The organism is Methylophaga sp. F7 (genome assembly GCF_056863975.1).
Genome location: NZ_CM166511.1, coordinates 1,401,035 through 1,427,832, shown reverse-complemented (window position 1 = coordinate 1,427,832; position 26,798 = coordinate 1,401,035). Strand labels below are relative to the sequence as shown.

General features: G+C 43.3%; 27 protein-coding genes and 1 pseudogene. 10 read left to right on the top strand and 18 right to left on the bottom strand.

What is annotated here, in order from left to right; all coding sequences use genetic code 11:
- The first annotated feature begins 79 nt into the window (after nucleotides 1-79).
- Together AC08OG_RS07450 and AC08OG_RS07445 are read left to right on the top strand one after the other, a co-directional pair.
- Nucleotides 80-439 carry a helix-turn-helix domain-containing protein gene (locus tag AC08OG_RS07450; protein WP_439503268.1) on the top strand — a complete coding sequence of 120 codons (360 nt, stop codon included), beginning with the start codon at nucleotides 80-82 and terminating at the stop codon, nucleotides 437-439.
- 349 nt (nucleotides 440-788) lie between these two features.
- Complete coding sequence (locus tag AC08OG_RS07445; RefSeq protein WP_292357085.1) at nucleotides 789-2,405, top strand: methyl-accepting chemotaxis protein; 1,617 nt, start codon at nucleotides 789-791, stop codon at nucleotides 2,403-2,405.
- 2 nt (nucleotides 2,406-2,407) lie between these two features.
- Here the strand turns inward: AC08OG_RS07445 and AC08OG_RS07440 are convergent, their stop codons facing one another.
- Nucleotides 2,408-3,424 (bottom strand): DUF3080 family protein, encoded by a 1,017-nt coding sequence (locus AC08OG_RS07440; RefSeq protein WP_482930478.1) that lies wholly within the window; start codon nucleotides 3,422-3,424, stop codon nucleotides 2,408-2,410.
- Nucleotides 3,425-3,585: 161 nt separating this feature from the next.
- Between AC08OG_RS07440 and AC08OG_RS07435 the strand changes: the two genes are divergently transcribed.
- The 3 genes from AC08OG_RS07435 (at nucleotide 3,586) to AC08OG_RS07425 (ending at nucleotide 6,205) form a co-directional block, all read left to right on the top strand.
- Complete coding sequence (locus AC08OG_RS07435) at nucleotides 3,586-4,593, top strand: sensor domain-containing diguanylate cyclase (protein WP_439503266.1); 1,008 nt, start codon at nucleotides 3,586-3,588, stop codon at nucleotides 4,591-4,593.
- Nucleotides 4,594-4,692: 99 nt separating this feature from the next.
- Nucleotides 4,693-5,721, top strand: coding sequence for an acyltransferase family protein (locus AC08OG_RS07430; RefSeq protein WP_292357091.1), 1,029 nt, complete (start codon nucleotides 4,693-4,695; stop codon nucleotides 5,719-5,721).
- Between the two features lie 280 nt (nucleotides 5,722-6,001).
- Complete coding sequence (locus AC08OG_RS07425; RefSeq protein WP_014706925.1) at nucleotides 6,002-6,205, top strand: cold-shock protein; 204 nt, start codon at nucleotides 6,002-6,004, stop codon at nucleotides 6,203-6,205.
- A gap of 83 nt (nucleotides 6,206-6,288) precedes the next feature.
- Here AC08OG_RS07425 and AC08OG_RS07420 read toward each other — a convergent pair whose 3' ends face one another.
- Nucleotides 6,289-7,032, bottom strand: a complete 744-nt coding sequence (locus AC08OG_RS07420) for an SDR family oxidoreductase (protein WP_482930477.1) — start codon at nucleotides 7,030-7,032, stop codon at nucleotides 6,289-6,291.
- Between the two features lie 123 nt (nucleotides 7,033-7,155).
- Here AC08OG_RS07420 and AC08OG_RS07415 point away from each other — a divergent pair, with 123 nt between their 5' ends.
- The 3 genes from AC08OG_RS07415 to AC08OG_RS07405 all read left to right on the top strand — a co-directional run bounded on the left by AC08OG_RS07415 (nucleotide 7,156) and on the right by AC08OG_RS07405 (nucleotide 9,346).
- Nucleotides 7,156-8,472 (top strand): mechanosensitive ion channel family protein, encoded by a 1,317-nt coding sequence (locus tag AC08OG_RS07415; RefSeq protein ID WP_482930476.1) that lies wholly within the window; start codon nucleotides 7,156-7,158, stop codon nucleotides 8,470-8,472.
- Nucleotides 8,473-8,582: 110 nt separating this feature from the next.
- On the top strand, nucleotides 8,583-8,654 hold the full coding sequence (gene pqqA, locus AC08OG_RS07410) for a pyrroloquinoline quinone precursor peptide PqqA (RefSeq protein WP_081443609.1): 72 nt from the start codon (nucleotides 8,583-8,585) through the stop codon (nucleotides 8,652-8,654).
- 113 nt (nucleotides 8,655-8,767) lie between these two features.
- Nucleotides 8,768-9,346, top strand: a complete 579-nt coding sequence (locus AC08OG_RS07405) for a TetR/AcrR family transcriptional regulator (RefSeq protein WP_292483539.1) — start codon at nucleotides 8,768-8,770, stop codon at nucleotides 9,344-9,346.
- A gap of 12 nt (nucleotides 9,347-9,358) precedes the next feature.
- On the opposite strand, the gene AC08OG_RS07400 is transcribed toward AC08OG_RS07405, so the two are convergent.
- The 3 genes from AC08OG_RS07400 to AC08OG_RS07390 form a co-directional block, all read right to left on the bottom strand.
- Nucleotides 9,359-10,153 carry a hypothetical protein gene (locus AC08OG_RS07400; protein WP_292357100.1) on the bottom strand — a complete coding sequence of 265 codons (795 nt, stop codon included), beginning with the start codon at nucleotides 10,151-10,153 and terminating at the stop codon, nucleotides 9,359-9,361.
- A 30-nt stretch (nucleotides 10,154-10,183) separates the two neighbouring features.
- Nucleotides 10,184-11,587, bottom strand: a complete 1,404-nt coding sequence (locus AC08OG_RS07395; protein WP_482930475.1) for a sensor domain-containing diguanylate cyclase — start codon at nucleotides 11,585-11,587, stop codon at nucleotides 10,184-10,186.
- Nucleotides 11,588-11,707: 120 nt separating this feature from the next.
- Nucleotides 11,708-12,019 (bottom strand): hypothetical protein, encoded by a 312-nt coding sequence (locus AC08OG_RS07390; RefSeq protein WP_292357103.1) that lies wholly within the window; start codon nucleotides 12,017-12,019, stop codon nucleotides 11,708-11,710.
- Between the two features lie 638 nt (nucleotides 12,020-12,657).
- Here AC08OG_RS07390 and AC08OG_RS07385 point away from each other — a divergent pair.
- A complete protein-coding gene (locus AC08OG_RS07385) occupies nucleotides 12,658-13,023 on the top strand; it encodes a hypothetical protein (RefSeq protein ID WP_292353386.1) in 366 nt (121 codons plus the stop codon).
- Between the two features lies 1 nt (nucleotide 13,024).
- Here the strand turns inward: AC08OG_RS07385 and AC08OG_RS07380 are convergent, their stop codons facing one another.
- Complete coding sequence (locus AC08OG_RS07380) at nucleotides 13,025-14,263, bottom strand: ABC transporter permease (RefSeq protein ID WP_482930474.1); 1,239 nt, start codon at nucleotides 14,261-14,263, stop codon at nucleotides 13,025-13,027.
- Nucleotides 14,253-14,948, bottom strand: coding sequence for an ABC transporter ATP-binding protein (locus AC08OG_RS07375; protein WP_439503262.1), 696 nt, complete (start codon nucleotides 14,946-14,948; stop codon nucleotides 14,253-14,255). Before AC08OG_RS07375 ends, AC08OG_RS07380 begins: the two co-directional genes overlap by 11 nt.
- A 94-nt stretch (nucleotides 14,949-15,042) precedes the next feature.
- Here AC08OG_RS07375 and AC08OG_RS07370 point away from each other — a divergent pair, with 94 nt between their 5' ends.
- Entirely contained in the window at nucleotides 15,043-15,618 is a 576-nt protein-coding gene (locus AC08OG_RS07370; protein ID WP_482930473.1) for a DUF3299 domain-containing protein, read from the top strand.
- Between the two features lie 4 nt (nucleotides 15,619-15,622).
- Here AC08OG_RS07370 and AC08OG_RS07365 read toward each other — a convergent pair whose 3' ends face one another.
- The 11 genes and pseudogenes from AC08OG_RS07365 to zigA all read right to left on the bottom strand — a co-directional run bounded on the left by AC08OG_RS07365 (nucleotide 15,623) and on the right by zigA (nucleotide 26,773).
- Nucleotides 15,623-17,266, bottom strand: a complete 1,644-nt coding sequence (locus tag AC08OG_RS07365) for a formylmethanofuran dehydrogenase subunit A (protein ID WP_482930472.1) — start codon at nucleotides 17,264-17,266, stop codon at nucleotides 15,623-15,625.
- A complete protein-coding gene (locus tag AC08OG_RS07360) occupies nucleotides 17,250-18,281 on the bottom strand; it encodes a CobW family GTP-binding protein (protein ID WP_482930471.1) in 1,032 nt (343 codons plus the stop codon). The genes AC08OG_RS07365 and AC08OG_RS07360 overlap by 17 nt, the downstream gene beginning before the upstream one ends.
- Entirely contained in the window at nucleotides 18,274-19,638 is a 1,365-nt protein-coding gene (locus AC08OG_RS07355) for a DUF3526 domain-containing protein (protein ID WP_482930470.1), read from the bottom strand. The genes AC08OG_RS07360 and AC08OG_RS07355 overlap by 8 nt, the downstream gene beginning before the upstream one ends.
- A gap of 4 nt (nucleotides 19,639-19,642) precedes the next feature.
- Nucleotides 19,643-21,058, bottom strand: coding sequence for an ABC transporter permease (locus tag AC08OG_RS07350; RefSeq protein WP_482930469.1), 1,416 nt, complete (start codon nucleotides 21,056-21,058; stop codon nucleotides 19,643-19,645).
- 2 nt (nucleotides 21,059-21,060) lie between these two features.
- Entirely contained in the window at nucleotides 21,061-23,061 is a 2,001-nt protein-coding gene (locus tag AC08OG_RS07345) for a TonB-dependent receptor (protein ID WP_482930468.1), read from the bottom strand.
- A 20-nt stretch (nucleotides 23,062-23,081) separates the two neighbouring features.
- Nucleotides 23,082-23,378 (bottom strand): AAA family ATPase, encoded by a 297-nt coding sequence (locus AC08OG_RS07340; RefSeq protein ID WP_482930530.1) that lies wholly within the window; start codon nucleotides 23,376-23,378, stop codon nucleotides 23,082-23,084.
- Nucleotides 23,364-23,784, bottom strand: a pseudogene (locus AC08OG_RS07335) (ATP-binding cassette domain-containing protein); the annotation flags it as partial. The gene AC08OG_RS07340 and the pseudogene AC08OG_RS07335, both read right to left, overlap by 15 nt.
- 86 nt (nucleotides 23,785-23,870) lie before the next feature.
- On the bottom strand, nucleotides 23,871-24,335 hold the full coding sequence (locus AC08OG_RS07330) for a Fur family transcriptional regulator (RefSeq protein WP_292353397.1): 465 nt from the start codon (nucleotides 24,333-24,335) through the stop codon (nucleotides 23,871-23,873).
- Nucleotides 24,335-24,880, bottom strand: a complete 546-nt coding sequence (locus tag AC08OG_RS07325; RefSeq protein ID WP_482930467.1) for a ZrgA family zinc uptake protein — start codon at nucleotides 24,878-24,880, stop codon at nucleotides 24,335-24,337. Before AC08OG_RS07325 ends, AC08OG_RS07330 begins: the two co-directional genes overlap by 1 nt.
- 17 nt (nucleotides 24,881-24,897) lie before the next feature.
- The gene (locus AC08OG_RS07320; protein ID WP_482930466.1) at nucleotides 24,898-25,560 is read right to left on the bottom strand and encodes a DUF1826 domain-containing protein; all 663 of its coding nucleotides are present in this window, start codon (nucleotides 25,558-25,560) and stop codon (nucleotides 24,898-24,900) included.
- A 1-nt stretch (nucleotide 25,561) separates the two neighbouring features.
- Complete coding sequence (zigA, locus tag AC08OG_RS07315; protein ID WP_482930465.1) at nucleotides 25,562-26,773, bottom strand: zinc metallochaperone GTPase ZigA; 1,212 nt, start codon at nucleotides 26,771-26,773, stop codon at nucleotides 25,562-25,564.
- Between the last annotated feature and the right edge of the window lie 25 nt (nucleotides 26,774-26,798).

Genomic DNA, 26,798 nt, shown 5'->3' with positions numbered 1-26,798 from the left:
ATTTAGAAATATAGTTGTAGTAATGTGGAAATGTTTATCTATATGCTTTTCGATTGATTCATTCTTCTAAGGATCTCACATGAACGACTCGGTAGCTTTGTTGGATTTAAAGAAAAAGGCTCAAAAACAGCTTTATAAAATCAGTGAAGAAACTTCGGTAAATAGTGGGAGAGCCAAGGCTTTATTACTTTTATCTGAAGGGGCGACTCAAGAAGAAGCGGCTGAAAAAACAGCACTGAGTTTAGGTCAGATTCGCTACTGGCTGGGACGCTACCGTGCAAATGGAATTGATTGTTTTCCTGTGGCTGTTGATACCAAGCCCAAGAAAGAGAAAAAAGACAAACCCAAAAAAGCAAAAAAAGCTGACAAGAAAGCTAAAGATAAACCCAAAAAATCAGAAAAGAATAAAAAGAAAAGTAAAAAAACCAAGTCTAAATAATTATTCACATCCAGCCGCAGTTGCCGAGTCCCAATGAAATCGGGCGGCTGGAACCTTTGAATAGTGTTCATCACCACGCTTTTCACTATTATTTAAGCAATCTCTACTATAATCCCCGCTCTGCTAAACGATAATTAAAATTATCCAGCTCTCTGGCGTTTTCTAGTGCCTGTTTTTTTTGAACCAAATAATTCTAAAAAATATAGCCTAATGCAACGTTACTTTGTCTCAGCTGATAACTGGATATTTTTTGTTAAAGATCCGTCATGAATTGTCGACAACAAGACTGAACAATAGCGCTAAATAAAAAAGTTGGCAATACCAAGTTGCGATCTTTAAGGACAATTCAATGAACATGCATAGCATACGTACCAAAAGCTCTTTACCGGTAATGGTGATGGGGTTAACCATTATTATCGTCATCTCGATGTTCTGGTGGATGATGTCCTTACAGAATAATCTGATTGAAATTCAGTCGCGTAGCTTTATGCCTGCCAGTGAAGTCATTCTTAATGCTGACCGGGATCTGTACCAGGCCAAACTAGCCCAACTCAACATCCTTTCGGGTCAAAGCAACGCAGCCGATGAAGAAGAAATAAATCGCCAGGAAAATATCCAACAGGTGGCGGCTCGTTACGCTGAATACAGGGAATACTTGAAAGAATTTCCTGAAATATCCGGTGACCCGGCGGTGTTTAATCAGGCCTATCAAGAATGGGTAGCTTCCTCTGATGCGCTGGTACAAGCTTATGACAATGGGCTTTCTTTAAATCTCCTTAAGCAAACTGAAGATCAGGAGTTTGCTGAATTACGAGATATTCTGGATAAGTCCGGCGAGGCAGTGATTAATGGTTTTGAGGTCATTGAAAAGCAACTTGCTGCAGATATCCGCACCAAAATGACGATCACATTTATTGCTGTCGCGATCGTTTTGATAATCGCGATGATTTTCAGTTATCTCATTCCAAAAAAACTGACTAACGACATCAATTATTTGGTAAAACGGATTAATGAAATTGCCTCAGGTGATGGCGATCTCACCGCTAGAATTGATGTGTCGTCTAAAGATGAATTCGGTAATCTTGCTCAGGCGTTTAATGTTTTTGTCTCTAACCTGCAGGATTTAATCAAAAATATTCTGTCCCAGGTTGCCAACCTCGGCAATCTCACTGCCAGCCTGTCGGATGCATCAGTTCATACCAAAGATATTAACGATAAACTGAATTTATCGACAGAATCCATTGTAAGTGCTGTTCATGAAATGACGCTGGCCAACAAGGAAATGGCACAAGTTGCAACCAATTCCGCTTCTGAGGCCGATCAAACCGCTGGTTTAGCTGATCGCGGTATGGCCGTAGTCAGAACGTCGAATGAAAAAATCGCCGCATTGATTCGCAATATGGATTTGGTATTGAACTCCTCTCAGGAGCTTGAAACCAATTCCAACAATATCGTTACCGTTTTGGAAGTTATTCGTGGTGTGGCCGAACAAACTAATTTGCTGGCACTGAATGCCGCGATTGAAGCCGCTCGGGCAGGTGAACATGGACGAGGTTTTGCTGTTGTGGCAGATGAGGTCCGAACTCTGGCAACCCGAACTCAGCAAAGTACCAATGATATAGATGAAATTATCCAGAAATTACAATTGTCTGTCGGCGCATCTTCAAAGGCTATTTCTGAAGGTAAGGTAAATGCTGATGAAACAGCAAATACCTTTGTTGAAGCCGATAAAGTTTTCCATGAAATTCAGCAGTCCTCTAACCGGGTAAATGATATGGCGACCCAAACAGCTCAGGCAACTGAAGAGCAGACCTGTGTCGCTGAAGAAATCAGTAAAAACCTGCACGGTCTAAACCAACAGACAGAAGCAGCCAGTGAAGTAGCTGAAACGGGTGAAGAGTTATCACAGGAAATCAGACGTTTTTCTGAAAGCATGAAACAAATGATGAGCCGCTTTAAAGTTTAGTGTTAGTCGGGAGTGGGTCGAAGACCGCACTGTTCCAGCAAATCCTGCCAGGCTTCAGTGTGTTCTTTTATACGTTGTTGATATAACGTCCAGATATTCTGCTTATTATTCACATTTAACGTTTGTTGATAATACGCATTAAACGTCTGCGGCATGACCTCTTTTTGCAGCTGTGCCAGTCTGGCTAAGGGCTGAAACAGCTGATCAGCCCCACTGTTTACAGCTAACATATAGGGTTGGACTTTTTCAATATAAACCTTGAAAAACATCGATTCCAGAATCTTTGCCTGAGTATTCGGTTTGCCCTGTACACATAGTGGTTTTTGCTCAATGCGTTGCTTCAGAATCTGAGTTCCATCATCCAGCCGACTTATCAGTAATCTCGCACTATTCTGTAATTGCCCTGCCCGGCTTCCATATTGCCAACGTTGTTGAATCTCGCCCATATACTTAAGATCCTGTTCATACTCGCCTTGTAGTAGTTGCTGAACCCGTTTGTTTACATAAACAATATCCTGACTATAGCTGCTGATTTCGTATTGGCTTTTCTCAGGATCATAAAGTCCTGATGACAAACTCATTAGCTGCGCGATTTCCTCTGTTCCCCAGGTGGCATTCCAAATCACACGAGGTAAATACTGTTTTTTTATTTCAATGACTTGCGCCAGCTTTGTTCTTAATGTTTCACTTTTAATCTCGACCAGACATTGTTGTGACGCTTCTATAAACCGTAATTCGTAACGTAAATTATTTAAAGGCTGCATCACTCGTCCCAGTATCGAGTTTTTTTCTCCCACCACAAATTGCAGTTCACATCCATATAAAGACAAAAAGTCCAACATATTGATATCGTGTTCAGGTATGAATAATCGACGGTCTCGTGGTCGGGGAATTCGCTCTATATCAATCAGATCTGAATAGACCGGTTCCACATCCAACACATTGGCTAACCGCTTCACATATTCATCCATCAAGGTTTCCGGTTTTGCCAACGGGTCGCAGGCACCAAGCAACGACATAAGGCTAAACAGAACTAAAATTCGATATGGAATATTCATTAAATGGCTGGTCGAAAGGATCTAAAACTCAGAGAATTGACTGTGACACTTTAAATAGGTTAAAGACTCGTTATAAATTTATTGTATGCTCCATAACAGGCTAAACAAATAGGATAGGTATCTTGACGATTACGACAGATACATCTCATCCAATGGTGAGTGATGAATATTTTCAACAATGGCAGGATCTGATTGATCTGTTAGCCGAATTCATGCAAGTGCCTGCTGCACTTCTAACGCATGTAGATGAAAATAATCAGCTTGCGGTCATGGTTAAAAACCGGGCGTCGACCAACCCATATCAGAGTAATCAGAAATTCGATTTAACCGGATCAGAAACATATTCCGAATTTGTCATTCGTGAACAGAAAACGCTGTTTGTTGCCAATGCATATGAAGATACCGCATGGAAGAACAAATATGACCCGACGCTAGGTATGATTAATTATCTTGGCGTGCCCGTCACCTGGCCGAATGGAGACCCGTTTGGCACTTTATGTGTTCTTGACACAAAAACGCATTATTACAGCGAATTACAACTCAAAATGATGGTGCAGTTACGCAATATTTTTGAAGCCCATCTGGATATTCTGGAACAAAATCTTGAGCTGGAAGAAGTGGCCAAAACACTCGAATATCTTGCCAATACAGATGATTTAACAGGTATCTGGAATCGACGGGCTTTTATTGCTCAAGCAGAGACAGAACTGCAGCGAACCTCTCGGCATAATCGAACATTATGCCTTTTAATGTTTGATATCGATAACTTTAAACGCATCAATGATTTGCACGGACATAACACTGGCGATGAAGCCATCAAATTATTTACAGAATGCATTATGAATTCAAAGCGTGCGTACGATATTTTTGGTCGCATTGGTGGCGAAGAGTTTGCCATGATTCTTCCTGAAACCGATCTTGACTCAGCACTGGCATTAGCTGAACGGATGCGTGAATGTGTAGAACAATTGAGCCTGCCATTAGTCAGTGGTGAAAACGTGACGTTCACTGTCAGCATAGGTCTGACAGAATATGGTGAAGAAGATGATGGTATTTTTGCACTGCTCTATCGCGCGGATCGTAAACTCTATGAAGCAAAACATCTGGGCAAAAACTGCGTAGTCGCCTGATACGTGAAAGCGTTTATATCAACTTTCAAAGTTTAACTCGGTTTAGTTTGTTTAATTAATCACTTTGTCCTGGTCGAGCTAAATCCTCAGGAGCGTTAGATGGCGAAAGCCAAAAACAGATTACAGGCTCTAGATGCCTTAAGAGGTATTGCCGCACTCGGCGTAGTACTGTTTCATTACCTGCCTTATTACGATGAACTTTATGGTCACACTTTCTCATCACCTGATGTGCTGGAATTTGGTCGCTATGGCGTTCACCTGTTCTTTATACTGAGTGGATTTGTGATTTTGATGACACTGGAACGAACCGACAATGTGCGCTGGTTTGGTCTGGCCAGAGCTTTTCGGTTGTTACCGGCTTTATGGGTTTGCATTCTGCTGACTTTCTTTATGGTTCAAGTGCTTGGCCCGGATGATCGCTCTGTCTCGTTCAGCACAGCATTAATAAACTTCACGCTTTTACATAGTTACTTGGATTATTCCCATGTCGATGGTGCCTATTGGAGCCTGGTGATTGAAGGTACATTTTATCTATGGATGGCCATCTTGTTTTATGCATTGAAAAGCTGGCAGCAGCTCCGCATGGTTTTGTTTGGTTGGCTGATTATCAGTTACATAGCGGTGTTTAATCTGGAAAATCTATCCCCATCATTACTGTTTTTGACCCATGAATTATTATTTGCCATGTATGCCCCTCTGTTTATCAGTGGGATGTTGCTATACCGCTGGTACAAGTCGGGGAATTTGACCGCCAGTGAGGTGCTGTTCCTCGCTCTGTCGATGAGCCATGCACTCATTGCCTACCCCGCACCATTCAGTCTTTTTGTTTTAGGTTGTTACGCTGTTTTTGTGCTGGCAATAAGCGGTTATCTGGATTTTATTGTCAATCGGCTCACCTTATGGTTGGGCAGCCTGTCCTATTCTCTTTATCTGGTCCACCAAAATATTGGTTACGGAATCATCAATTACAGCTATGCAATTGGGTTATCAGGCGTCACCGGAGTTGCTATTGCCATTGGAGTGTCATTTCTACTGGCCATATTGATTCACCTTCACGTAGAAAAGCCTGCGTTGAATTGGTTTCGCGAAAGACGTTATAAAACTGCCCCGTTAGTTGCGATGAATTAACTAAGCCAATGATTTCTGACTTATGAGTGGCTATAAGGAGTACCTGTGGAGCCAATGCAGATATATTTTGATTATTTATCAAATAGAGTTTGACCTTTACATATAATGTCTATATATTCAATCGTGCTTGCAAGTACGACAGATATTTGTTTTCAAGTTCGATGTTTCCGCTTTAATGTTAGATCCAAAGAGTACTCGTCCTGTTTTCAAAATACCCGCTCCACTTACAGCATACCCGCCCAAATTGGGCATTTTAGATTTACAAAAAATAGGATGATTTATGTCTTCAACTGGAACAGTTAAATGGTTTAACGAAGCTAAAGGCTTTGGTTTTATCGAACAAGAAAACGGCCCTGACGTTTTCGCACATTTCCGTCAAATCCAAGGTGACGGTTTCAAAACATTGACTGAAGGCCAACGTGTAACATTTGATGTTACTCAAGGTCAAAAAGGTCCACAAGCTGAAAACATCGTTCCTGCATAATTGCTACGATAACAGTTTGATTTTCACCTTCGGGTGAAACGAAAAAGCCCCGTTTTCCGGGGCTTTTTTGTATCTGCGTGTTATTAAACACTGTCAGCTTCCACAACATAACGGGCAAAACTCTGATATTTACCCCACATTTCCTGTGCCATCGCATCAGGAAACACATGAAACTGACCAGCTTTGAGACCATCAATAATAGCTTTTGCAACTGTATCAGCGGTTTCTGCAATATCACCAAACCCGGCATCTTTTGCCATATCAGTTGCTATTGGACCAGGATGCACACTCATTACTCTGGTGCCTTGTTCAGCAAACTGCCCCCGTAAGGCCTGAGTTAATGAATAGGCTGCAGCTTTAGAGGCGGCATAGCCTGAAAATGCCGGGAATGATCTTAATGAAGCAATTGAATTGAGTTGGATAAAGGCTCCACCACCATTTGATTTCAATACCGGTGCAAAAGCCTGAGCCATATAGAGCAAACCGTTTACATTAACCGCCATCTGAGTTTGTAGGGCTTCAACCGCATGCTCATCTAACGGCATTGCCATTTGCAAAATACCTGCGTTATTTACTACCAGATCAACATCATTGGCTTTCTTGGCAGCAGAAAATATGGTTTCTGGCTTTGATAAATCCACTGCAATGGCAACAAGCTGTTCGGGATATTGCGCCAATAATGCATCAGTGGATGCGACATCACGCACAGCCAGATAAATTTTGCTGACACCCGCATGGATAAAAGCCTCGACAATCGCTTTACCAATACCCCGGTTAGCCCCTGTCACCAAGGCTATTTTACCTGTTATGTCATAGGTTTCATTCATCTAAAACACTCCCACTATTTCACATCATCAGCCCTGACATCAAAAATCATATTCAGACCAGCTTGATCCAATGCTTGTGCTCACCTACATTAGCAGTCTTTTTAGTAAATATTCGGAATCGTAATGGATATCCAGCAAATTGAAACCCTTTTCTTTCAATCTCTGCACATCGTGATGGACTGGGCTAGTAGTCCAAAATTTTACTCTCAAATCGGACTGATAGTATTAGGCGGTTTACTGGCTTTTTCAATTGCCAGTTTTTTAAAGAGCCGCTCACCACTTTTAAGACAGCTCCCCGCTTCAGGTCCTTTACTTAAATTACGTAACAGCATTTATCGTAGTCGGGATCTGATCTTTCCCTTGATGATAATTCTGGCTTTTTCGATTGCTTCTGATATCAGTCAGTTATGGATAGGTCAAAGCTGGTTAATTCAAATATGTATGAGCTGGGCTGTCATCTATATGCTCTACAAACTGATAAATCGAGTTGTTCATAAGGCTTTATTTAAAAAGCTCGCCCTCTTTATTATTTTACCCATTGCTGTGCTACATCTTTTTGGTTGGCTGGATGCAGTTATCGTTTATCTTGAATCTTTGTCATTTGAGTTAGGCAATATCAAGATTTCTGCTTACGGCATTATTCGTGTGCTGATATTCGGCTCGATTTTATTCTGGCTAGGACGTATTTCCAGTACTGCCGGGCAACAAATTATCCGTAGTCAGGAAGATCTGGATATTGGTACCCGTGAAGTATTTGCCAAACTGTTTCAGATCGCCCTGTTCTTTATCGTCTTTATTCTGCTATTGCAGATCATGGGGATTAACTTAACTGCACTGGCGGTGTTTGGTGGTGCTCTGGGTGTGGGTTTAGGTTTTGGCTTACAGTCAATTGCCTCCAACTTTATCTCTGGCATCATCCTGCTGCTCGAACGTTCTTTGAGTGTCGGCGACTACATTGAGATGGAGGATGGACGCAAAGGTATTATTCGTGAGTTGAATATGCGTTCTTCTACGCTGGAGACCTTCGACGGAAAAGATATCATGGTGCCGAACGAACAGTTCATCACCACCAGTTTTACCAACTGGACCCATAAAAATCTCAAGCAACGCTATTCCCTTGAATTTCAGGTCGCCTATAAAACCGACCTGCATTTTCTGTTTGATTTATTACGACAGGTTGTCGCCAGCCATCCTCGGGTGATAAGTGGTGACGATGTGCCCATAGAAGAACGTCCGGATGCAGAAATTGCGGGATTTGGGGACTCTGGTGTCGATATTCTGATTGAATTCTGGATGGAAGGCATCGATGATGGTGTTAACCGTGTGGGTGCCGACTTATTGTTAATGATTTGGGATGCGTTAAAACAGCATGAAATTGAGATCCCATTTCCACAACGTGAAGTTAAAATTCTTAATGCCAGTGGTGAAGCGATTCGTTAATTCAGGAAAATCCTGAGTGGCAACGGGGTAAATGCTTATTTGATTACATTAGTACAGGTGTATTATTTGAATTGTAAAAAGTAATTTCACTTTTAACAGGAGAAATCGACATGTGGACTAAACCAGAATACTCAGATATGCGTTTCGGCTTTGAAGTAACAATGTACATCTGCAACCGTTAATTTGCAGCTAAGCGAAACCTAAGAAGCCCCGACAAGTTCGGGGCTTTTTTTGCCTATAGTTTTTATGCGTTATGCTGAGCGTGTTTGTTAAATCCTGTTAGCGGAAGGAAAACATGATGAACCAAGACTCCGAATTGTATGAAGCCATTGTTAACACTGCTGTCAGCCTGGCTTCTCATTCTTCATGGGAGTCAGTACGGTTGTCCGAAATTGCTGCCCAACTCAATATTTCACTTGCCGATATTTATTATTGTTTTGCTGAAAAAGAACAAATCGGTGACGCCTGGTTTGATCGTGCCGATCAGAATATGCTGAAGGTGATGCAATCCAGTGTATTTGCAACATTAAATAATCAGCAAAAATTTCATCGCTTGATGATGGCATGGTTGGAACCACTTGCAATCAATCAAAAAGTAACCCGGCAAATGATTTTAAATAAACTGGAACCGGGGCATCTTCATATTCAGATTCCTGCATTGCTACGAATCAGTCGTACTGTGCAATGGCTGCGTGAAGCATCAGATCAGCACTCGACATTACCATGGCGAGCAGTGGATGAAACAGTGCTAACCGGGGTGTATTTGATCACTTTTTGCTGTTGGCTCACCGATAACACTTCAATGTACCAGCGGACACGACGTTGTCTTGAGAGACAATTAAAGCTTGCTTCAGGACTCGGCTTTCTGAAATAGCTATTTCATTTGTTATCTGGTTATTCGGACTATTAATCGCCAGGCTATAAATAAAAAACCAATAGGCAAAATCAGCATTATCAATACAAATTCAGCCAACAAATAGATGGCCGCATTTATCCCCTGTTCTGCTTTGGTCTCAATACTTTGCAATCTGTTTTTAATGTCCAGGTTATCTTTGAATCCCTGATACCAGCCGCGTTCAGAATCATCTGACTCAGGCTGAATCTCAGCTACTTCTTGCTGTGTGCTATGCAAAATAGCAATGGCATCCTGTCTATCTTGCTCCAGCCAGAGCTGTAATTGATTGGAAGCAACTATAGTGACCGGAATCGCCAAACGTAATAAGGTCATGATCAACACCATCTTAAACAGCATGGAAGACCATCGGTCAGGAAGTTTCTGCCATAACAACAGAAGTAAAACGATGGCAGCAAAACCCGCTATTGCCCAACGCAAAATGTCAATATCACCAACTGCTAACAGGATTTTCTGAATGCCCAGCGATGCAGAAGCCACTAATAAAACGCTTGAAAACTGCTCGATCAAATCATTCAGAGGGTCCAGAATTTCGCCAGGAGTCAATGTCAGACCTACCCCCATTGGTTCGATCGATAATTCAGTGCCTTGTGCCGCTGAAATAACCGCATTCAATCCCCGGGCAATCGCATAGACGGTAAGTGTGATCCTGAGCATATGGCCTAATTGAGCCCCCGCATTTGACTCAAAAGGTATCAGCGCCAAAATCAAACACAAAAGCATTAGCAGTACAGCAATAATCTGTGTTCGATGGAATATCGTTTTCAAGAATAACTCCGTTGTCTATCGGGCCGTATATCAAAATACATGTATTTGATTCTTTCCTTGTGATTTAGCTTGATACAATGCCTTATCCGCATCCGACATTAAAGCCATTTCAGACTTATACGACCTTTTGAAGCTTGCGATACCAATACTGATAGTTATCTGTAATAATTTTCCATCTGGCGCTATAAATCGGGTAGATTCCACCTCACTGCGAAAGCGCTCCAGCGCCAACTCACCCTCCTCACTGCTGCACTCTGGAAGAATGACCGCAAACTCCTCGCCGCCGATCCGAGCGGGGAAGTCAATATCACGACAGTTGTCACGCAGAATGTCAGCCAGTTTCTTTAAAACGACATCACCATAATCATGACCATAGGTATCATTAATCAATTTGAAATCATCAATGTCCCAGATAACGAGACAATAGCTTCTCCCTGTACGCACGGCTCTGGCATGTTCAGTTTTCAATCTGGGCATAAAGGCACGCCGGTTTGACAGGCAAGTTAACGGATCACGCTCAGCCGCTTTTTTCCAGGCCTGACGTGAAGCCATCGTAAGATTAATTTGGTTTTGTTGAATAGCGATGACAAATACAGCCAATGCACTGGAAAATATGTAAGCAATCAAACCGGTCAAAGTAAATTGATAATTATTTGTTAAAAACACACTGTTATCAAAAGCCATAATGCTGATAACAATCACAAAGCACAGGCTACTGAACAAGTTGATAAAAACCAGTTTCAAATAAATAGCCATCATCACCATAACTGGTAACAGCAAAAATATTAATGGCCCATAAACGGTAGCAGCCAATATTACGATTAATCCGATTATCGCTGCCCCTGACCACAGCTTATTTAATTCGCTTAGCTGCACCGCCGGGCTATGTGCAAACCCTGTAAAGACCTGATAAATCAGCAGTATCCCCAAGGCATGGGCAATTAGCAGAGTAATATAAAGGTCTATAAACTTTTCAGCTTCAATATATCCATTTAACAGCAGATTGGTGCCTATCAATAACGCTGATAACGCCGGAACAAGGCCACAAAGTAACAACAGAAATTTAAGTAAATGATGGGGTCTGCTTACGCCGTAGGGCAGAAATCGACGCATAAGCAACATTCCCAAAACACTCTCCCCACCCATGATCAATGAAGCGACAATAATATACAGCGAGTTGTGGTGAAACGTGTTTTCTACTATGAGTGGAAAATGGGCTGCAAAGGTTGCCATGACAATAAACGGAAACGCACGAACTCCCCACAAAAGGCACATTACCAGCCCGATACCGGATGAAAGCGATAATAAATTGATATTTCCAGGGGGAAATGAAAACCAGGTAAGACCCAGTCGGGCAAATAAATAATAGAGCGAGGTGGTCAACAGCAGATTCAACAGACCATTGATAGTGCCGGGAAAAATCGTTGTTTTCACCCTGCCTCCCCTTTCAAGAAATAATTTACCTTGAAAGCATCTCTATACAAAAAATGACTCTATTTGATTGTCATAGGCTCAGAAGAAAAAGGCAAGAAATAAGACAAGGATAAACAAGCCCTAATCATAAGGTTCATAGTTTTTATCCGGTTTATCGTCTTTTACAGCTGGGTGCTTTGAATCACGAATACCCAGATAATAAAAAACCAGTAGTAACAGATAAAAAAACAGCAGGCCATCTTCAGAGGCTATACCCAATAACGCCCAGAGTGGCACCACATAAAACACTAAATTGAGCAAAACCGTTAGCGTTTTTCCCAGACGGCGTTTTCCCAAGTCAAACAGATAGCCGGCAAAGAGGCCGGTCATATATCCACCGACAATTGCCAGAATCAATAACAGAATGATGCCAATCGTTGAAAATCTATCCATTTCAAACCTAAATTCTGATAGCTACAGTTTAATAATGACGCTGTAAGCGTTTTTTGTCATTTTTTCCTAGGACTTGTTTATCTTTCATCTCCGCCTCTGTTGTGAACTGAAAAAGCGTCAATCAAGGCACGAAGAGCGCCTTTTGTGAGATACATCCATGTATCTCACCCCATTGGAGCTTGAGCTCAAAAACGTTTATCTCCATGGATGGAGTGTATGCAAAAGCAATGTCTGGAACATTGCTTGTCCTGACGTTTTTGTAGTTGTTCTAAATAAGTGACGAGCAAAGCTTCCGCATCCTGCTCACGCCCCTGACCTACATCCATGTAGGCCACGCCGAGTGGCGCTTTTACAGTCACAACCCGAAGGTCTGGGACTATTTTTGCGACCACCTGCGTTGTATGAAATACATCCCTGTATTTCACCGCTACGCGGCCAGCTAAGCTGTTCAAATGAGTTCCAGACTCATTTGTCAATCACTTATGTAGGAAGGCTACACGGCGTGCTTTCCGCCTTGTCGGACACAAAAAAATAGCCGCCAGCAGTGGTGGAGATGAAAGATAAACAAGCCCTAATAGTTGGTATTTGAAAACAAAACAGGCAATATTGATAGCGAAATAACGCTGGAGGGGTTAGATATGCGTCAACATTTTTTGCTACTCGGTCTGTTCTGCCTGATTGGCTGCGGTGAGCAAATTGACAAAGTTGAGCAGGACAGAGTCGATCCGGTGATTCAGTTAACTGACTGGTGTTTTCAGCATTGGACAGAGCAGCAATGGACATTGGGGGAAACCAATTTACCTGCTGTAGAGAATCAATCATTTGCTGAGGGAATTCGTAAAGTATGTCGCGCCCGCGCTGAACTTTATGCTGAAGGCTATGAAATTTACCCGTTTATTACCGACACCATGCAACGCGAGATTTATGCACTGGTTTTTTCAGCTAGTGTGGAAGATATTAAATCACATCTGAAACAGCATCTTCCAAAGCTACAACGTATTTAAGCTACAGATTTAATTGCTGATGTAGCCCCTGTCGATAAGCGGTGATAGCCGGAATTAAAGCGACCACAAAACTGGCGATAAGCACCATCGGCAGCATAAACATAAACTCATTAATGATGGATAATCGGGTAAGCAAAATCCCATATTCCTGCAATAACCAATCTTTCAATACATACATACTTAGTTGTAAACTGATAAAGGCGGTGAATGCCGCAGCCAGACTGATCAATAACGCTTCAATCTGTAGCAATGCAAACAAGAAGCTTGGCCGATAACCCAATGCTCGGAGAACGGATAATTCATGGCGCCGTTCACGCATTGAAACCAATAGCATATTGGCCATCCCAATCAGCGCACCTAACAGCACCAGTGAAGCAATTAATAACAATAGCTGTTCCACACTGCTCAACATTGTCCACAACGACATCAATGTGGCGCCAGGCAGAATAGCCTGTAAGGGTTCCTGCTGATTTTCATTGATCTGCCGCTGTAAATTAAAGGTCTGTATCCGCGAATTCAGTCCCAGCATAAATGCCGTTATGGCTTGCGGCTGCAGATCTTTAACATTTGGCGTAGCTCTACCTGGTATTTGCACCCCTCCCTGCCAGTTGGCATGAATGGCTTCAATACCTTGCAAACTGACATAGACAGATTGATCTACCGGCGTTCCTGTTGGCGCCAGAATACCCGTGATTTTGAATGGATTATCATCATGATTGCTAAAACTGGTATTGGCAATTCCATGAGAAAGCACGATAGCATCATCGACTTGATATCCAAGTTGCTTGGCGACTTCTGAACCAATTACTGCATCAAAATGATCATCAAATGCTTTCCCTTGTTGAAATTCGAGTGGCTGTTTATTACCAAAGCGAAAAAACTCGAAAAAGTCGGTGCTGGTTCCAATGACCCGATATCCTTTATGTGAATCACCTAAAGAAATTGGAATGGTCCAGGCAACAGCAGGTTGGGAAGCAATTTCCTGATAACTCTGCCAGGAAATATTATTGGTTGGTACACCGATATGAAAGACTGAATATAGTAAAAGATTGACCTGTCCGGTTCGTGCACCAACGATTAAATCCACCCCCGAAACGGTTTTGGTAAAACTGTCTTTGGCCTGATAACGGATAGTTTCAACACTGAGCAGAACAAAAATACTCACCGTCATCATCAATATAGTCAGTAACACGCTAACACGTCTTGCCAGCAGACTTTTCCAGGCCAGTTTAAACAGCATGTTTCTCTCCTGCGACCACAAACGACTGTATATCCAGCTGTCTGGAAAAATGCTGTGCCAAGCTGCGATCATGACTAACAAAGATTAGCGTGGCCTTTGCTGCTTGGACCTGGCCCAGTAACAAATCAACAAAACTATCGCGTGCATCACTATCTAAGGCTGAGGTGGGCTCATCGACGATTAATAACTCAGGTTGATTAACCAAAGCACGAACAATCGCTACCCGTTGCTGTTGACCAACACTCAATTGGGAGGCTGGTCGCTCCAGTAACGCCACCTCCAATTGCAAAGCCTTCATCAATTCCAGAGTACGTTGTTGCAGATGCTTTTTATCCAGCTTAGAAAAGTGGCTGGCTAATTTGATATTGTCAGCTACAGTTAAATATGGAATGAGATTAAATCGTTGAAACACCATGCCAATATGTTGTGCTCGAAATGCATCGCGTTTGCGGTGATTCAGTTGATTGAGTGTCACATCATCAAGCGTAATATTGCCTTGTTGTGGTATTAAAATTCCGGCCAAGAGATTTAATAAGGTCGATTTTCCCGAACCTGAAGGTCCATAAACAAATACCGTTTCACCTTTTTCTATTTGCCAGTGAGCAATATGTAATAAAGCTTTGTCTGAATCTGGTTGATAACGAAATTGGCAGTTTTCGATTTGGATTGCGGGACGATTGGTCATACGTTTACCGGATTGAATGATTGATAATTTTGGCAAGGATGCTAATTGTTATAACATAGCATTTTTGCTCGACTTTTAACCTCTCGGATTTTCCATGACCTCACTGAAACCTGCAAAGTTCTGGCTTTCTCTTCTGGTATTAACTGGTTTGGCATTTGCTCAACCGTTATTCGCTGACAGTAAATATGAGTCTATCGATTGGGTGGATCTGATGCCGGATGATGATTTGGAGGCATTGATGAATCCACCAGAATATCTAGATGAGATTGAAGATGGTTCGATGGAAGACCAAATCAGCAGTCAATTACTAGGAGCCTTGGAAAATTCTGCCGATGACCGTTATCAACAAGCTTTGACTTCAGCCAAGGTCAAGCCTGAATACGATCAACGCCCCATCCGCCTACCTGGTTTTATCGTTCCCGTCGAAATGAATGAACAACAGCTGGTGACCGAGTTCTTTCTGGTGCCTTTTTTTGGCGCCTGCATCCATTATCCCCCACCACCGCCGAATCAGATTGTTTATGTGACCTCCAAAGAAGGCGTTGCTCAACAGAATCTTTATGATCCCTATTGGGTCGAGGGCACGCTGGCCACTACAATCACCGAAAATGAGGTAGCGGTTTCTGCTTATTCCATGAATGCCGATAATATTGAGCTTTATGAAGAATAGTGCTTTATAAGTTAATCGCAGAAAAACGCTCGGGCTGATCAAATAACAAATCGTCTTGTACCCCATAGTTGGATAATTTCATCGAATAAAACCGATCAAAGTAGTCTTTTACTGTGGTTTCAATCTGCCGATCAAAATGTGGTTTAACGGTCATGGTTTGGCCAAACTGACGCTTCACAAACTCTCCGCGTTCAATAACCAGCTGACCGTTTTTGAAGACCCATTGCGCCTTCCTGAACATCGCGGCTTTATCATCTTGCTCATGATAAACCGCAATATCGGCCAAAGCCCCAGGTTGAAGGTGTCCACGGTCATTCAATCCCAGTAATTTTGCCGGGGCCGCCCGCGTCATAATGGCAATATCGTATAAGCTGAATTCCTGTTTCAGATCTTTGAGCAGGGTTAACTCCATGATCTCCGGATCCAGTTCTGCCAGACAGGCCATGCGAAAATCATAGTCCATCAATAAATGCAGTAAATCCGGATAACGGGTAAACGGTGCACCATTAGGATGATCGGTGGTGAAAAACAAACGCCAGGGATCTCCGGATAACAGGAAAATCTCCAGACCAATGGCCCATTGCAAACCATTAACAAAACTTGCCTTTTTATATTGATAAGGCACGATACCGCCACTACCCTCATCTTCGGCATGCCACATCACCCATTTGTGCGGGCTGGCATCGCCTCGACGGGAGAACTGAGCAATGATATCGCCAGACATTGTCACCGTCTGCCCAAATAACACCTGCCCGACATCCATAGTAATATTGGGATGTCGATTAAACGCTTCCATTAGCTGGGCTGCGGCTGAAGAAAAACCACGATTACCCTCTGCGCCATAACCATAAAACTGCACATGCGCCAGATGCATCGGTAAGCCCTGGGCAGCCTCCATGGTAGCAATGGCGGTTTGTACATTACCGGGAACACCCAGATTATTACAATGCACATGTACCGGATGTGGTATACCCAGCTGATGCACAGCAGTCTGCAATGAGGTTAATAAGCGGCGGGAGCTGATGCCATAAACCGGCACTTCATCATCCAGACCAAACTGTTCAACCCCTGCTTTAAACGCCTGCGAACCACCGGCATTAATCACTTTCAAACCTAATGCCTGGGTAGTGTTAATGGTCCAGCTGACATAGTCATTAATCTGATCTTGCGAAGCACCACTGCGCAACATGGATACCAGCAAATCATCACTGCCCAGAATCGCCAGCGCAGCCGTATCAATGATCGGGATATCCGCCATTTCTCGATGTACCTGCGGCGCATTCACTGGCAACGTTGCCGGTTCAACCACCATGCTGTACCCCATTTCGGTGTAGCGATAACCGGTTTCAAAACTCGACCAGCGAGCATTATAAAACGGCAGATTTTCCTGTCTTTGTAGATGATTTCGATGTTGATCGGGCATTAATAAACGTGCGGTATTTACGTTACCACCTGCAATATGACTATGAATATCCACACCGCCCGCCATGGTAATGGCACCGTCCAAATCATGGGTGATGGCCGACTCTCTATCTGTGATCTGACTCGGATCAACGATTCGATCATCTCGGATCCACAGCTCCATGAGTTCACCATCCAGTTTTTGTACCGGGTCATATACTCGAGCGTTTTTAAGACGGGTTAACATGATTTATCCCACACATCTGTAATAATTGGCTTTCCATTTTTTTTGCATCAAGTGGCTTATCGGTAATGAACTCAATACGGCTTTCTGCTGCCTGACTGGCTAGTCCATCAATCGTCAAGTTGTCATCAGCTTGATTGATAGCGACAGAGCCTTCGCTGGTTCGAACAACAGCTTTAAACCGAATCTGTTTAAATTGCTCCAACCACGCTATCAGCGGTTGGTAATCAAAATAGAATGTTGATTTGAACCGCCAGCCATAGCTATACCAGCCACTCAACTGTTGTCCTAACGCCAAGTAACCACAGTCGGGAATAGGTTGAGTTTCATTCTTCAGATCAAAAACCGCGGGCTGCTCTTGCCAGACCGCCTGATTAAATTTAGCGTTTGGCTTTAACCATTCAGGATTAATTTTTGCGTCCTGAGTGATGTGTAAAGATAACTCCTGAAGATGCATTTCATTCAGGTAAGCTTTTAACGCAGCAATTTCGCTCTGACCATACATATCTGACTTGTTCGCCACGATCAGATCGGCGATCTGTAACTGCTGCTGAAAAGTCTCATGCTCGCGATATTTCGCATCAGACATATGACGTGCATCAACCAATGTCAGCGTGGCGCGTAAATCAATGATCGATTGATAAAATTCACCTGACAGCACGGCAATCACTTCTTCTGGATGCCCCAACCCACTGGGTTCAATCAATAATCTATCCGGTTTGGCTTTACCAATAAGCTGATTGAGTGCCACCTTCATCGGCAACCCCGCAGCACAACACATACAGCCTCCGGGTACTTCGCGAATCGTGACCTCACCTAGAGAATGGTCATCGGTTTGCAGCAACTGGCTATCAATACCCACTTTGCCAAATTCATTAATCAATACTGCCCAGCGTTCACCTGGCGGTTTGGTATTTAGTAACTGCTGGATCGCCGTGGTTTTACCAACGCCGAGAAAACCGGTAATCACATTAGTCGGTATCGCTTTTTGAAAAAGCCTGAAAGTTTGTTCAACCACGATTTCGGCGAGTTTGTAGCAAAATTAACCCAATAAAAAATAACCCGACGATCACTAAATTAATCAGAGTTATAAGCGCGTTGTTAGGAACAATTGGTCGATAGTCAAATACTGGAATTTTAGTGAAATCTGCCGCAGTGAACGGCTGGTCAAAAAAATAGAATTGAAAGAAATAATCGCGTAACTGCTGTTGATAGTCAGCAACCTGATCCAGAAAAAACTGACTTGCCAGCATATCGGTATCAGCGAGTCGATTCATACTGTATTGCACTCGCATCACCGGGGATAGCCAGGCAAAAGTTTCTCCGAACCGGTGGGAATGTATCCGGCTATCACGAAATTGATTCACTGCATCCGCTACAATCACATCGCTCATATGTTGCATCGCGTAATACCAGCGCCAGTCGAAAGGCTTTTGTAAGGTCGACTCTGTAGTATGCCACTGAGGATAGTCCTGCAAATAAACATCAAAATCTGCCTGCTTATCCCTATCCCAACTATCATGCATGTATTCACGTTGATCAAACACCATTGACACATGCTCAGCCGGTTGCTGTTGTTGCGTTTGATACAGATAAGCCAATCCTGGCAGCACAAAAGCAAACACAATCCACAGACTGATAAATAATAAACTGTTAAAAATGGCGCTACGTTGCAAACTGATAATCCAGCCTGTGATCACAAACCAGCAGAGTTGATATGCCAATAATATGGCTGCAATCTGCCACCATAATCCATCGAATCTGATATCTGTCAGCACAACAGCCGCCAATAGAATCAGTACGTTCACCATCGCCAGTAAGCCTGCTGCAATGAGCATTTTTTTAGTTAATAATAATCCGCTATTAGCCACTTGGGAGGCCAATAACGACCAGCGTCCGCTGGCCTTCTCTTCTGCCAGCAGATTTAAACTTAATGCCGCAATCAATAACGGCATCAGGTAAATCCAGATAAAACTCAAGTCCAGCTTACCGATGGGCATAGCGGCAATATTGCCCGTCGCCGTATTGCTCAATTGGCTTTGCAAACCTAATAAACGAACCCTTGTGTGGGTGGCCGCTTCACTGCGCTCACCTTGAATCAATGCCGACCAGGCAGAAGGTTTTTGCCAGACAGGATGAAACTGGTAATAACTCATATAACCCGAGTCGTATGGAGCTAACGGAGCATCCTTCTTATAGTCTGCCAATTCGGCTTGGTAATTTGCTTCGCTGATAGCCCGCTGTTGATATTCACGTTGCAGTCCCATCTGGCCCCAGATAATGGCTAATAAAGCTGCTAGAAGATAAGCTGCCATCAGCCATTTAAAGAGCTTGTTCTGCCATAACAAGCGTAATTCAAATTGAATAAATCTCACCTAATCAAACCTCGTTCCGACTACAGGAAAGTAACAACACACCGATGATTAACCACCCCAATAATATTAATAAAGGCGGGTAAATCAGATTCAGTTCGGCCTGCAAGGTAGGAGATTGATAATCAAATTGCTGCAGATTTGCCAAATGCTCATTCGAGACTTTTTGTTCACGGTCATGGGCATGGTCGATTTGTTCTGCATGCATCTGATTCAGCTGCTTGATGAAATTAAAGCGAAATTGCTCAGCAGCGTTTTCATAATGCAAAAAACTATCCGCGTTGGTCGCCGCGAAAATGGACGACAATTTATTGGCTAATAAATAAGGTGAAAACCACGCCACCTTGCTGACCAATTGATTTTGCTGTTCAGCGATTTGCATCAACTTTGCATATTGCTGGGTAAACACCTCGCTGGTAATTCGCTCGCCCTCCTGCATCAACACGCCGCGCCAATTCACTGGTAAATCTTCAACTCGTGAAACGCCGTATTCTGCCAATACCTGCTCACGAAACTCGTTATAGTAAGGATCATCGGGGTCATGTGAATTACCAACTTTGGCAATTTCCTGCGCTGTCTGAATATCAAACACCGCCCGATCAGGTATTGGATATTGCATATCAGCCAGACTGTAAGCCATTTTAGGCATCACAATCACTGTCAGCAGCCAGAACAACAGCAATGCAGACAAGCTTTGTTGATTGGTACGACACCAGTTGGAGAACAGCACCACTGTGAAGGTCCATAACAGGCAGTAAAACAAATACAAAACAAACATAGCGCCCATTCGTAATACATCACTGCCATGTACTGGCGTTTGCAGCATAAAGCCAGTTGCAATAACAAATATCACTAATAGAAATACCAGCGATATCAGGCTGAATGCCAACGTTTTGCCGAATAACAACTGTTTGACGCTAATACCTTGTGAGACCAATTGGCGCAAAGTGCCCTGTACACGCTCACCACTGACACTATTAAATGCCAAAGCAATCAATACCAAAGGCCAGATCACCAGTATGACCGTCGCACCTGACAGATAGCCCAGCCCCATATAGGCCGTACTGCTGACATATTGTTTAAAGCTGCTGCTGTTTTGCCTATGTGCTTCCAGAAATAACGCATTTCCGACAAACGGATTCACTCCGCTATCAATAAAACTCATGGGAGAAATGATGCGAAACACCATGGTGCCGTAATGCGCTGCCCGATGCGGATGCCGATCTGGCTGAGCATCCCAGTTAGCATCATTCTGCTGCTGCCAGAGAGTCTGGGCTTCAATAAAATCCTGCTGCTGTTGCCAATGAGAAAATGCAATTAATGCCGTTAATATTACTAACAACGGCAACAGGATTTTCAGAGTCTGGCTGCGCCACTGGGTGATCAACTCATGACGAGCAATTTCAATAATAGTCTGCATCATGATTAGAACTTATAAGCCACTGAAACACTGGCATTAACGCCATCACCAGGTGAATGGATGGTGTCAACCGGATCGCCTGCATTCCCAAAGTCATATACGTATTCGTAATATTCATTGAACAGGTTATTAACCTGAAAGTTTATATTGCCCCAGCTTGTCTCGTAATCAAGACTGGCATTGACCAGATTATATTGACCAAACTTGCCGCCAGCATTTGCTTCGTTAATATAAGACGCCCCCTGAGCATCGTAATGTAAACGTCCAGTCAGCGTCGGAGTAAACAGATAACTAACACCCGTTGAAGCGGTATAGGAAGGAATACTGCGTAATTCATTTCCTTTGTCAGCTCCGGGACTTTGAATCTCTGAATCCACAGTGCTGAAGTTACCCCAAAGAGTCAGTTTGTCAGTTGCCATCCAACTCATGCCAAAATCCGCGCCCTGACGCAGCGTTTCACCCACATTTCGAGACACGCCATCAACCAAAACAAACTCGTCTTTGGCTTTCTGTTCCCAATAGGACAAGCGAAATTCTAGGCTATAGGTTGGCATCCATTTCACCCCCAGTTCCCAGCCATCATTGATTGAAACATCACGTGCAGAACGGTCACCATCGGTATAGGCACTACTGCTGACCGGGTGCTGGAAACTGCGTCCTGCATTGGCAAACAAAGTCACTTGATCAGTTGGGTAGAGGAACAGATTAAATTTAGGCTGCACAATGGTGCCATAGTCATAACTATCCTGATTACTGATCACCTCATCGGCTGCGTTACGCTGTTTAAAATCTCCATCAATTCGATCAGCACGGATGGCGGCATTCCAGGCGATAAACTTATTCGGTGTGTGAGATACCTGCAGATAGGTGCCTTTGCTGACAAAATCATAATCAAAGTTACGCGACACATTACTGGTATCACGTTGCCGCATATTGCCAATTGTGCCAAAGCGCTGCTCCAATACATCCTGGCGTTCGATGTCCAGCCCCCAGTTTAATACCCACTGCTCATTAATATCCCAGGACAAGGTCGAGATAAAACCATAATGATCCTGCTCATCATAACGATTGCCCAATGAACCAGCTTCACTAAACCTCACCCAGCGCTCACGTTCGTAATAGTTGTAATACGCTTTGGCTGACCAGGTCAGATCATCACGTAATGCGGTATCAAAATGCAGGCTGTAAGATTGAGTTTCCTTATCACCACCATCTTGTCTTGCATACGCTGCAGAGCGAGTCGGATGTTTGCGTGCTTCTTCTTGGGTGAGATATCCCGGTGCATCAGCATCATACTCGGCCATTCGTGCAATAAAACCGAGTGAGGTATCGTCTGATAAGTCATAAAACCAGCGGCCACCGACACTGTATTTATCGATATCGTAATTATCCCGATAGCCTTCTGACTCGCGGTAACCAGCAAAATAGCTGTGTTGCAATGCGCCGGTCTGTTCTCCCCAATAACCCTGAATCTCACGTGCGTTATAACTACCGAGGGTTACTTCAACGTCACGGCCAATATCTGAACGGGTAGCAATATGGTAGTTACCCGCCACATTAAATGTGCCGTAGCGTGGATCACTATTACCCTTGTAAACCTGAATAGTGTCAATGTTGCCTGGAAACAGTTGATCCATCTCGCTGTAACCATTGTGCAGATTAGATGGAATGCCATCGATTAACAGCTTTGCATGAGGAGTACTTCCCTCAGCAGCAAAACCGCGAATACCAATATCAGTATTAATGATGCCCTGATTGTAGCGGGCAAAATAAACACCGGGAATTTTGGTAAACAGCTCCATGGTATTGTTCACGTGACTGATGGATAACTCCTCACGCGAGATAATATCCTGTGAACCGGCCAGATTTTCATCGGCATAATCCGGACGCGTACCCAACACCACCAGGGGATCAATACGAGCAGCGGGTTCATTATCGGTCTCGGCAATAACAACAGATAACGGCAGAGCAGACACAATCAGGCTGCTGATAAAAGTTTTTTTCACGGTAAAGTCCTTTTGTTTTTTTATGCAGCAAACTGATCAAAGTAACGTTGCGTTAGCTGATCCAGTGTTAACGATTGCGTGGTAATGAGATCGGTTAAATGGCCTTGTTTCATAATGCCAATCCGGTCAGCCAGTTGATGGGCACATAAAAGATCATGTGTGACGATCAACACTGCTGCTCCGCGAGATTTAATCGTATTCACTACTTGAATAAAATCCTGAGTGGCAACCGGATCCAGACCAGAAGTCGGCTCATCCATCAAAATCAAACGGGCATGCTTTAACAAAGCAAATGCAATGGCTACTTTCTGTCGCATGCCTTTGGAGTATTCAGCTAACTGCTTGGAAAAGTCTGCCTGTTTAAGCCCTGCACTGATTAACGCTTCATGGATTTGCTGATCGGTTAATTTCATTTTTGGCCAATACCGCCAGATAGTGAATATTTTCAATTGCATCAAACCGGGGATATAGATTGACGTTTTCGGGCACATACATGATTTTTTGTCGACAAGACGATGACTGCTGATAGAGGTCCTGACCTTCTAAAGTGGCGCTGCCACTGGTTGGTGAGGTAAAGCCTAACAACATATTTAAGGTGGTAGTTTTTCCTGCGCCATTTGCACCCAATAAACATAAAACTTCGCCAGAAGCGATTTTAAAGTCGAGATGATCAACGGCAATTCGATTACCAAATGATTTGGTTAACTGGTTCACTTCCAGCATGATTTCTCCTGGATTTAAATATCACAAAAGATGCAAAATATTATAAAAATACGATATATCACATCATTATTAAGCCAAAAAAAGAGTTAACTTTCCTGCTGGCAGGTTTCACATAATCCATGTAGTTCAAGTTGCGGACTGTTTAGTTGAAAATGATTATGTTCAATACTCTCTTCGAGTGCATGAATCAGTTGCTTATCCACTCCTATTTCTCTTACCTGCTGACAGTTGTCACAAATCAAAAACTGTGGTGTCTGGTGTGAATGCGAGCAGGCGATATGAGCACAGGCAATAAATTTATTATTGGAGGCCAGTTTATGCACCAGACTGTTCTGCATTAGAAAATCCAGCATTCGATAGACCGACATGACTGGAATATTTTCCTCGGTTTTCTGACGATATAGCTCAGCAATTTCATAGGCTGAACGTGGGGCCTGTGCATTTAACAACACTTCGAGAATATGTTTGCGTTTGCTGGTTAACCGCACACCATGATCAGCACAACTTCGTTCAGCTTGTTGCATTACTTTATGAGTATCGACTTTCGCCATTACTGGATCCGGATAGAGGTTCGTTGTTGATTAAGTTTTAATTGCTGCTGGCCGGTCGGTAAAACCATCTGCACTTGCATAGTTTCCAGATTACTATAAACATCAAATAAATTGATTTTCAATTCGGTAATATTTCCAGGTTTTTCACAGCGTAAAAAATAGCTGACATCTACGTCAGCGTGCCCTGCTTCGTCAGAGTCAGCAAAAGGTTCTTCGACTTCGATTGATTCAGCTTTACAGCTCGATCCCTTAACTTCTATAAGGGTAGCAAGCATTTCAAGCTGTTGCAGCATATCCTGATAAATGGCTTCTTGCTGTTCTGTTTCCGGCTGGTGTTCAAAACCTAGAAAATTCATTAATGGTGACTTTAAATGCATCATCAATACGTGATCATCCATCACTAAATCCAGTGTGGCCATTCCATGTACATGGGCACCATGATGACGATGATCTGCATCATGATCATGATGTTCGTCCTGAGCATAGACAATAGCGCTCAAGTGCAAGCCACAAAACAGGGTGACTAAATATACTGCAACTCGCATGTCCAACAGTCTCCTACTCACTCGGCAAAATCCAGGGTTAGCAATAACCTTTTATCAGTCTTATTGATATGAGGCGAACGATGCACAATGCCATTCACCTGACTATTAATCCAGCCATCACCCTTGAATAATCCAACCTGTGCCTGTTGAAGTTGGTGAATATCCTGATGATGTCGATATATTCCTGACAAATGATCAGGTAATCCATTAGCACCAGCACCCAGTTTTGAACGATCGACATTGTCTTCTTGCAACCATTCACTGCCCTGTCCGTGATAGGTCGTTACCAACCGACAAGCTAAATGATCAGTATGAAATCTGGGGCACATAGTCTCGTTTATCAGGCTGAGGCGCAAGCCTACAACGTTTAAATCGAACAGATCTGCATACATTTCCACTAACTGACTGACATCCTCAATAAATAAATGTCGTTGAGGATCCTCTGGTAATAATCCACCAAGCCACGCACTGACTTCAGCCGGAGCAATTATTGTGCGTAATTGTAACGCATTGAGTCCTTGCGTTAATGCATCAATATAGTCCTGCAGTGTCTTTTGCAACTGTCGCTGCCAGATAACCAGATTGATATGCGGTTGATAAATTGAGGTCATCACTAAAGCTAAATCTGCTTTCTGCACATGCTCAAATACTGGATTGAGGGCAATAGCACTCTGATTCATTTTAAGCTGCCTCCCAGGCTGGAAAAGGATCGGGCAATGTTTCCCAGAGCTGCTTCCCGGCCAATAATTCACTGTCATTTAATAAACAGGCATCCAGTTCTGCTGTCACCATTTCAGCATTTAAGTTCTGACCAATAAACACCAGCTCCTGACGCATATCACCAAAGGGTTCCTGCCAGTTTTCTTTTATGGTTTGCAGACTCTCCTCATCCTGTGGCCAGCGATTTTCAGGGATAGCTTTCCAGAACATTCCGGCAAAACCATAGCGGGCAATACCACCCGCCTGATTCCACTGCCCGGCAAACTGGGGGCGGCTGGCTAACCAGAAATAGCCTTTGGAGCGAATCAACTTGCCACAGGGCCAATCCTGATGCAGAAACTCAAAAAACTTCTGTGGATGAAAAGGTCTACGGGCGACGTAGGTAAAACTGTTAATGCCATACTCTTCAGTCTCAGGGATATGTTCGCCCCGCATTTCTTTCAACCATCCAGCTGCCTGTTCGGCTTTTTCAAAACTGAACTTCTGCGTCCCCAATACTTTATCCAACGGGATCTGGCCATTTTCTATCAAAATTATCTCTGCTTCGGTATTGAGGCTTTTCAAAATGCCCGTCAGCTCAGTTAGCTGTTCAGCAGTACATAAATCGGTTTTGCTGATCAAAATGACATCACAAAACTCAACCTGATCCACCAGCAAATCAGCCACACTTCGCAGATCATCTTCACCAAGGTTTTCACCGGTTTCCTGCAGTTGTCTGGCTTCATTAAAATCACGCAGAAAATTCACTGCATCCACCACCGTTACCATGGTATCGAGACGAGCAATCTGTGACAGACTTTCTCCCTCTTCATCAGCAAAGGTAAACGTCTCAGCCACTGGCAAAGGTTCGGAAATACCGGTTGATTCAATGACCAGATAATCGAAGCGTTGCTCTGCTGCCAGCTGACGGACCTCAATCAACAGATCTTCCCGCAAGGTGCAGCAGATGCAGCCATTGCTCATTTCCACCAGCTTTTCTTCGGCGCGATTAAGCTGCACATCCTGCTGAATTTGTTGAGCATCGATATTGATTTCACTCATTTCATTGACAATAACTGCCACTTTTCGACCTTCGCGATTATTTAAAATATGATTCAATACGGTGGTTTTACCGGCTCCCAAAAAACCTGATAACACAGTAACTGGCAGGCGTTTATCTAGATTTGTGTTCATAAAGCCCTTCTCCTTGTTCATTTAA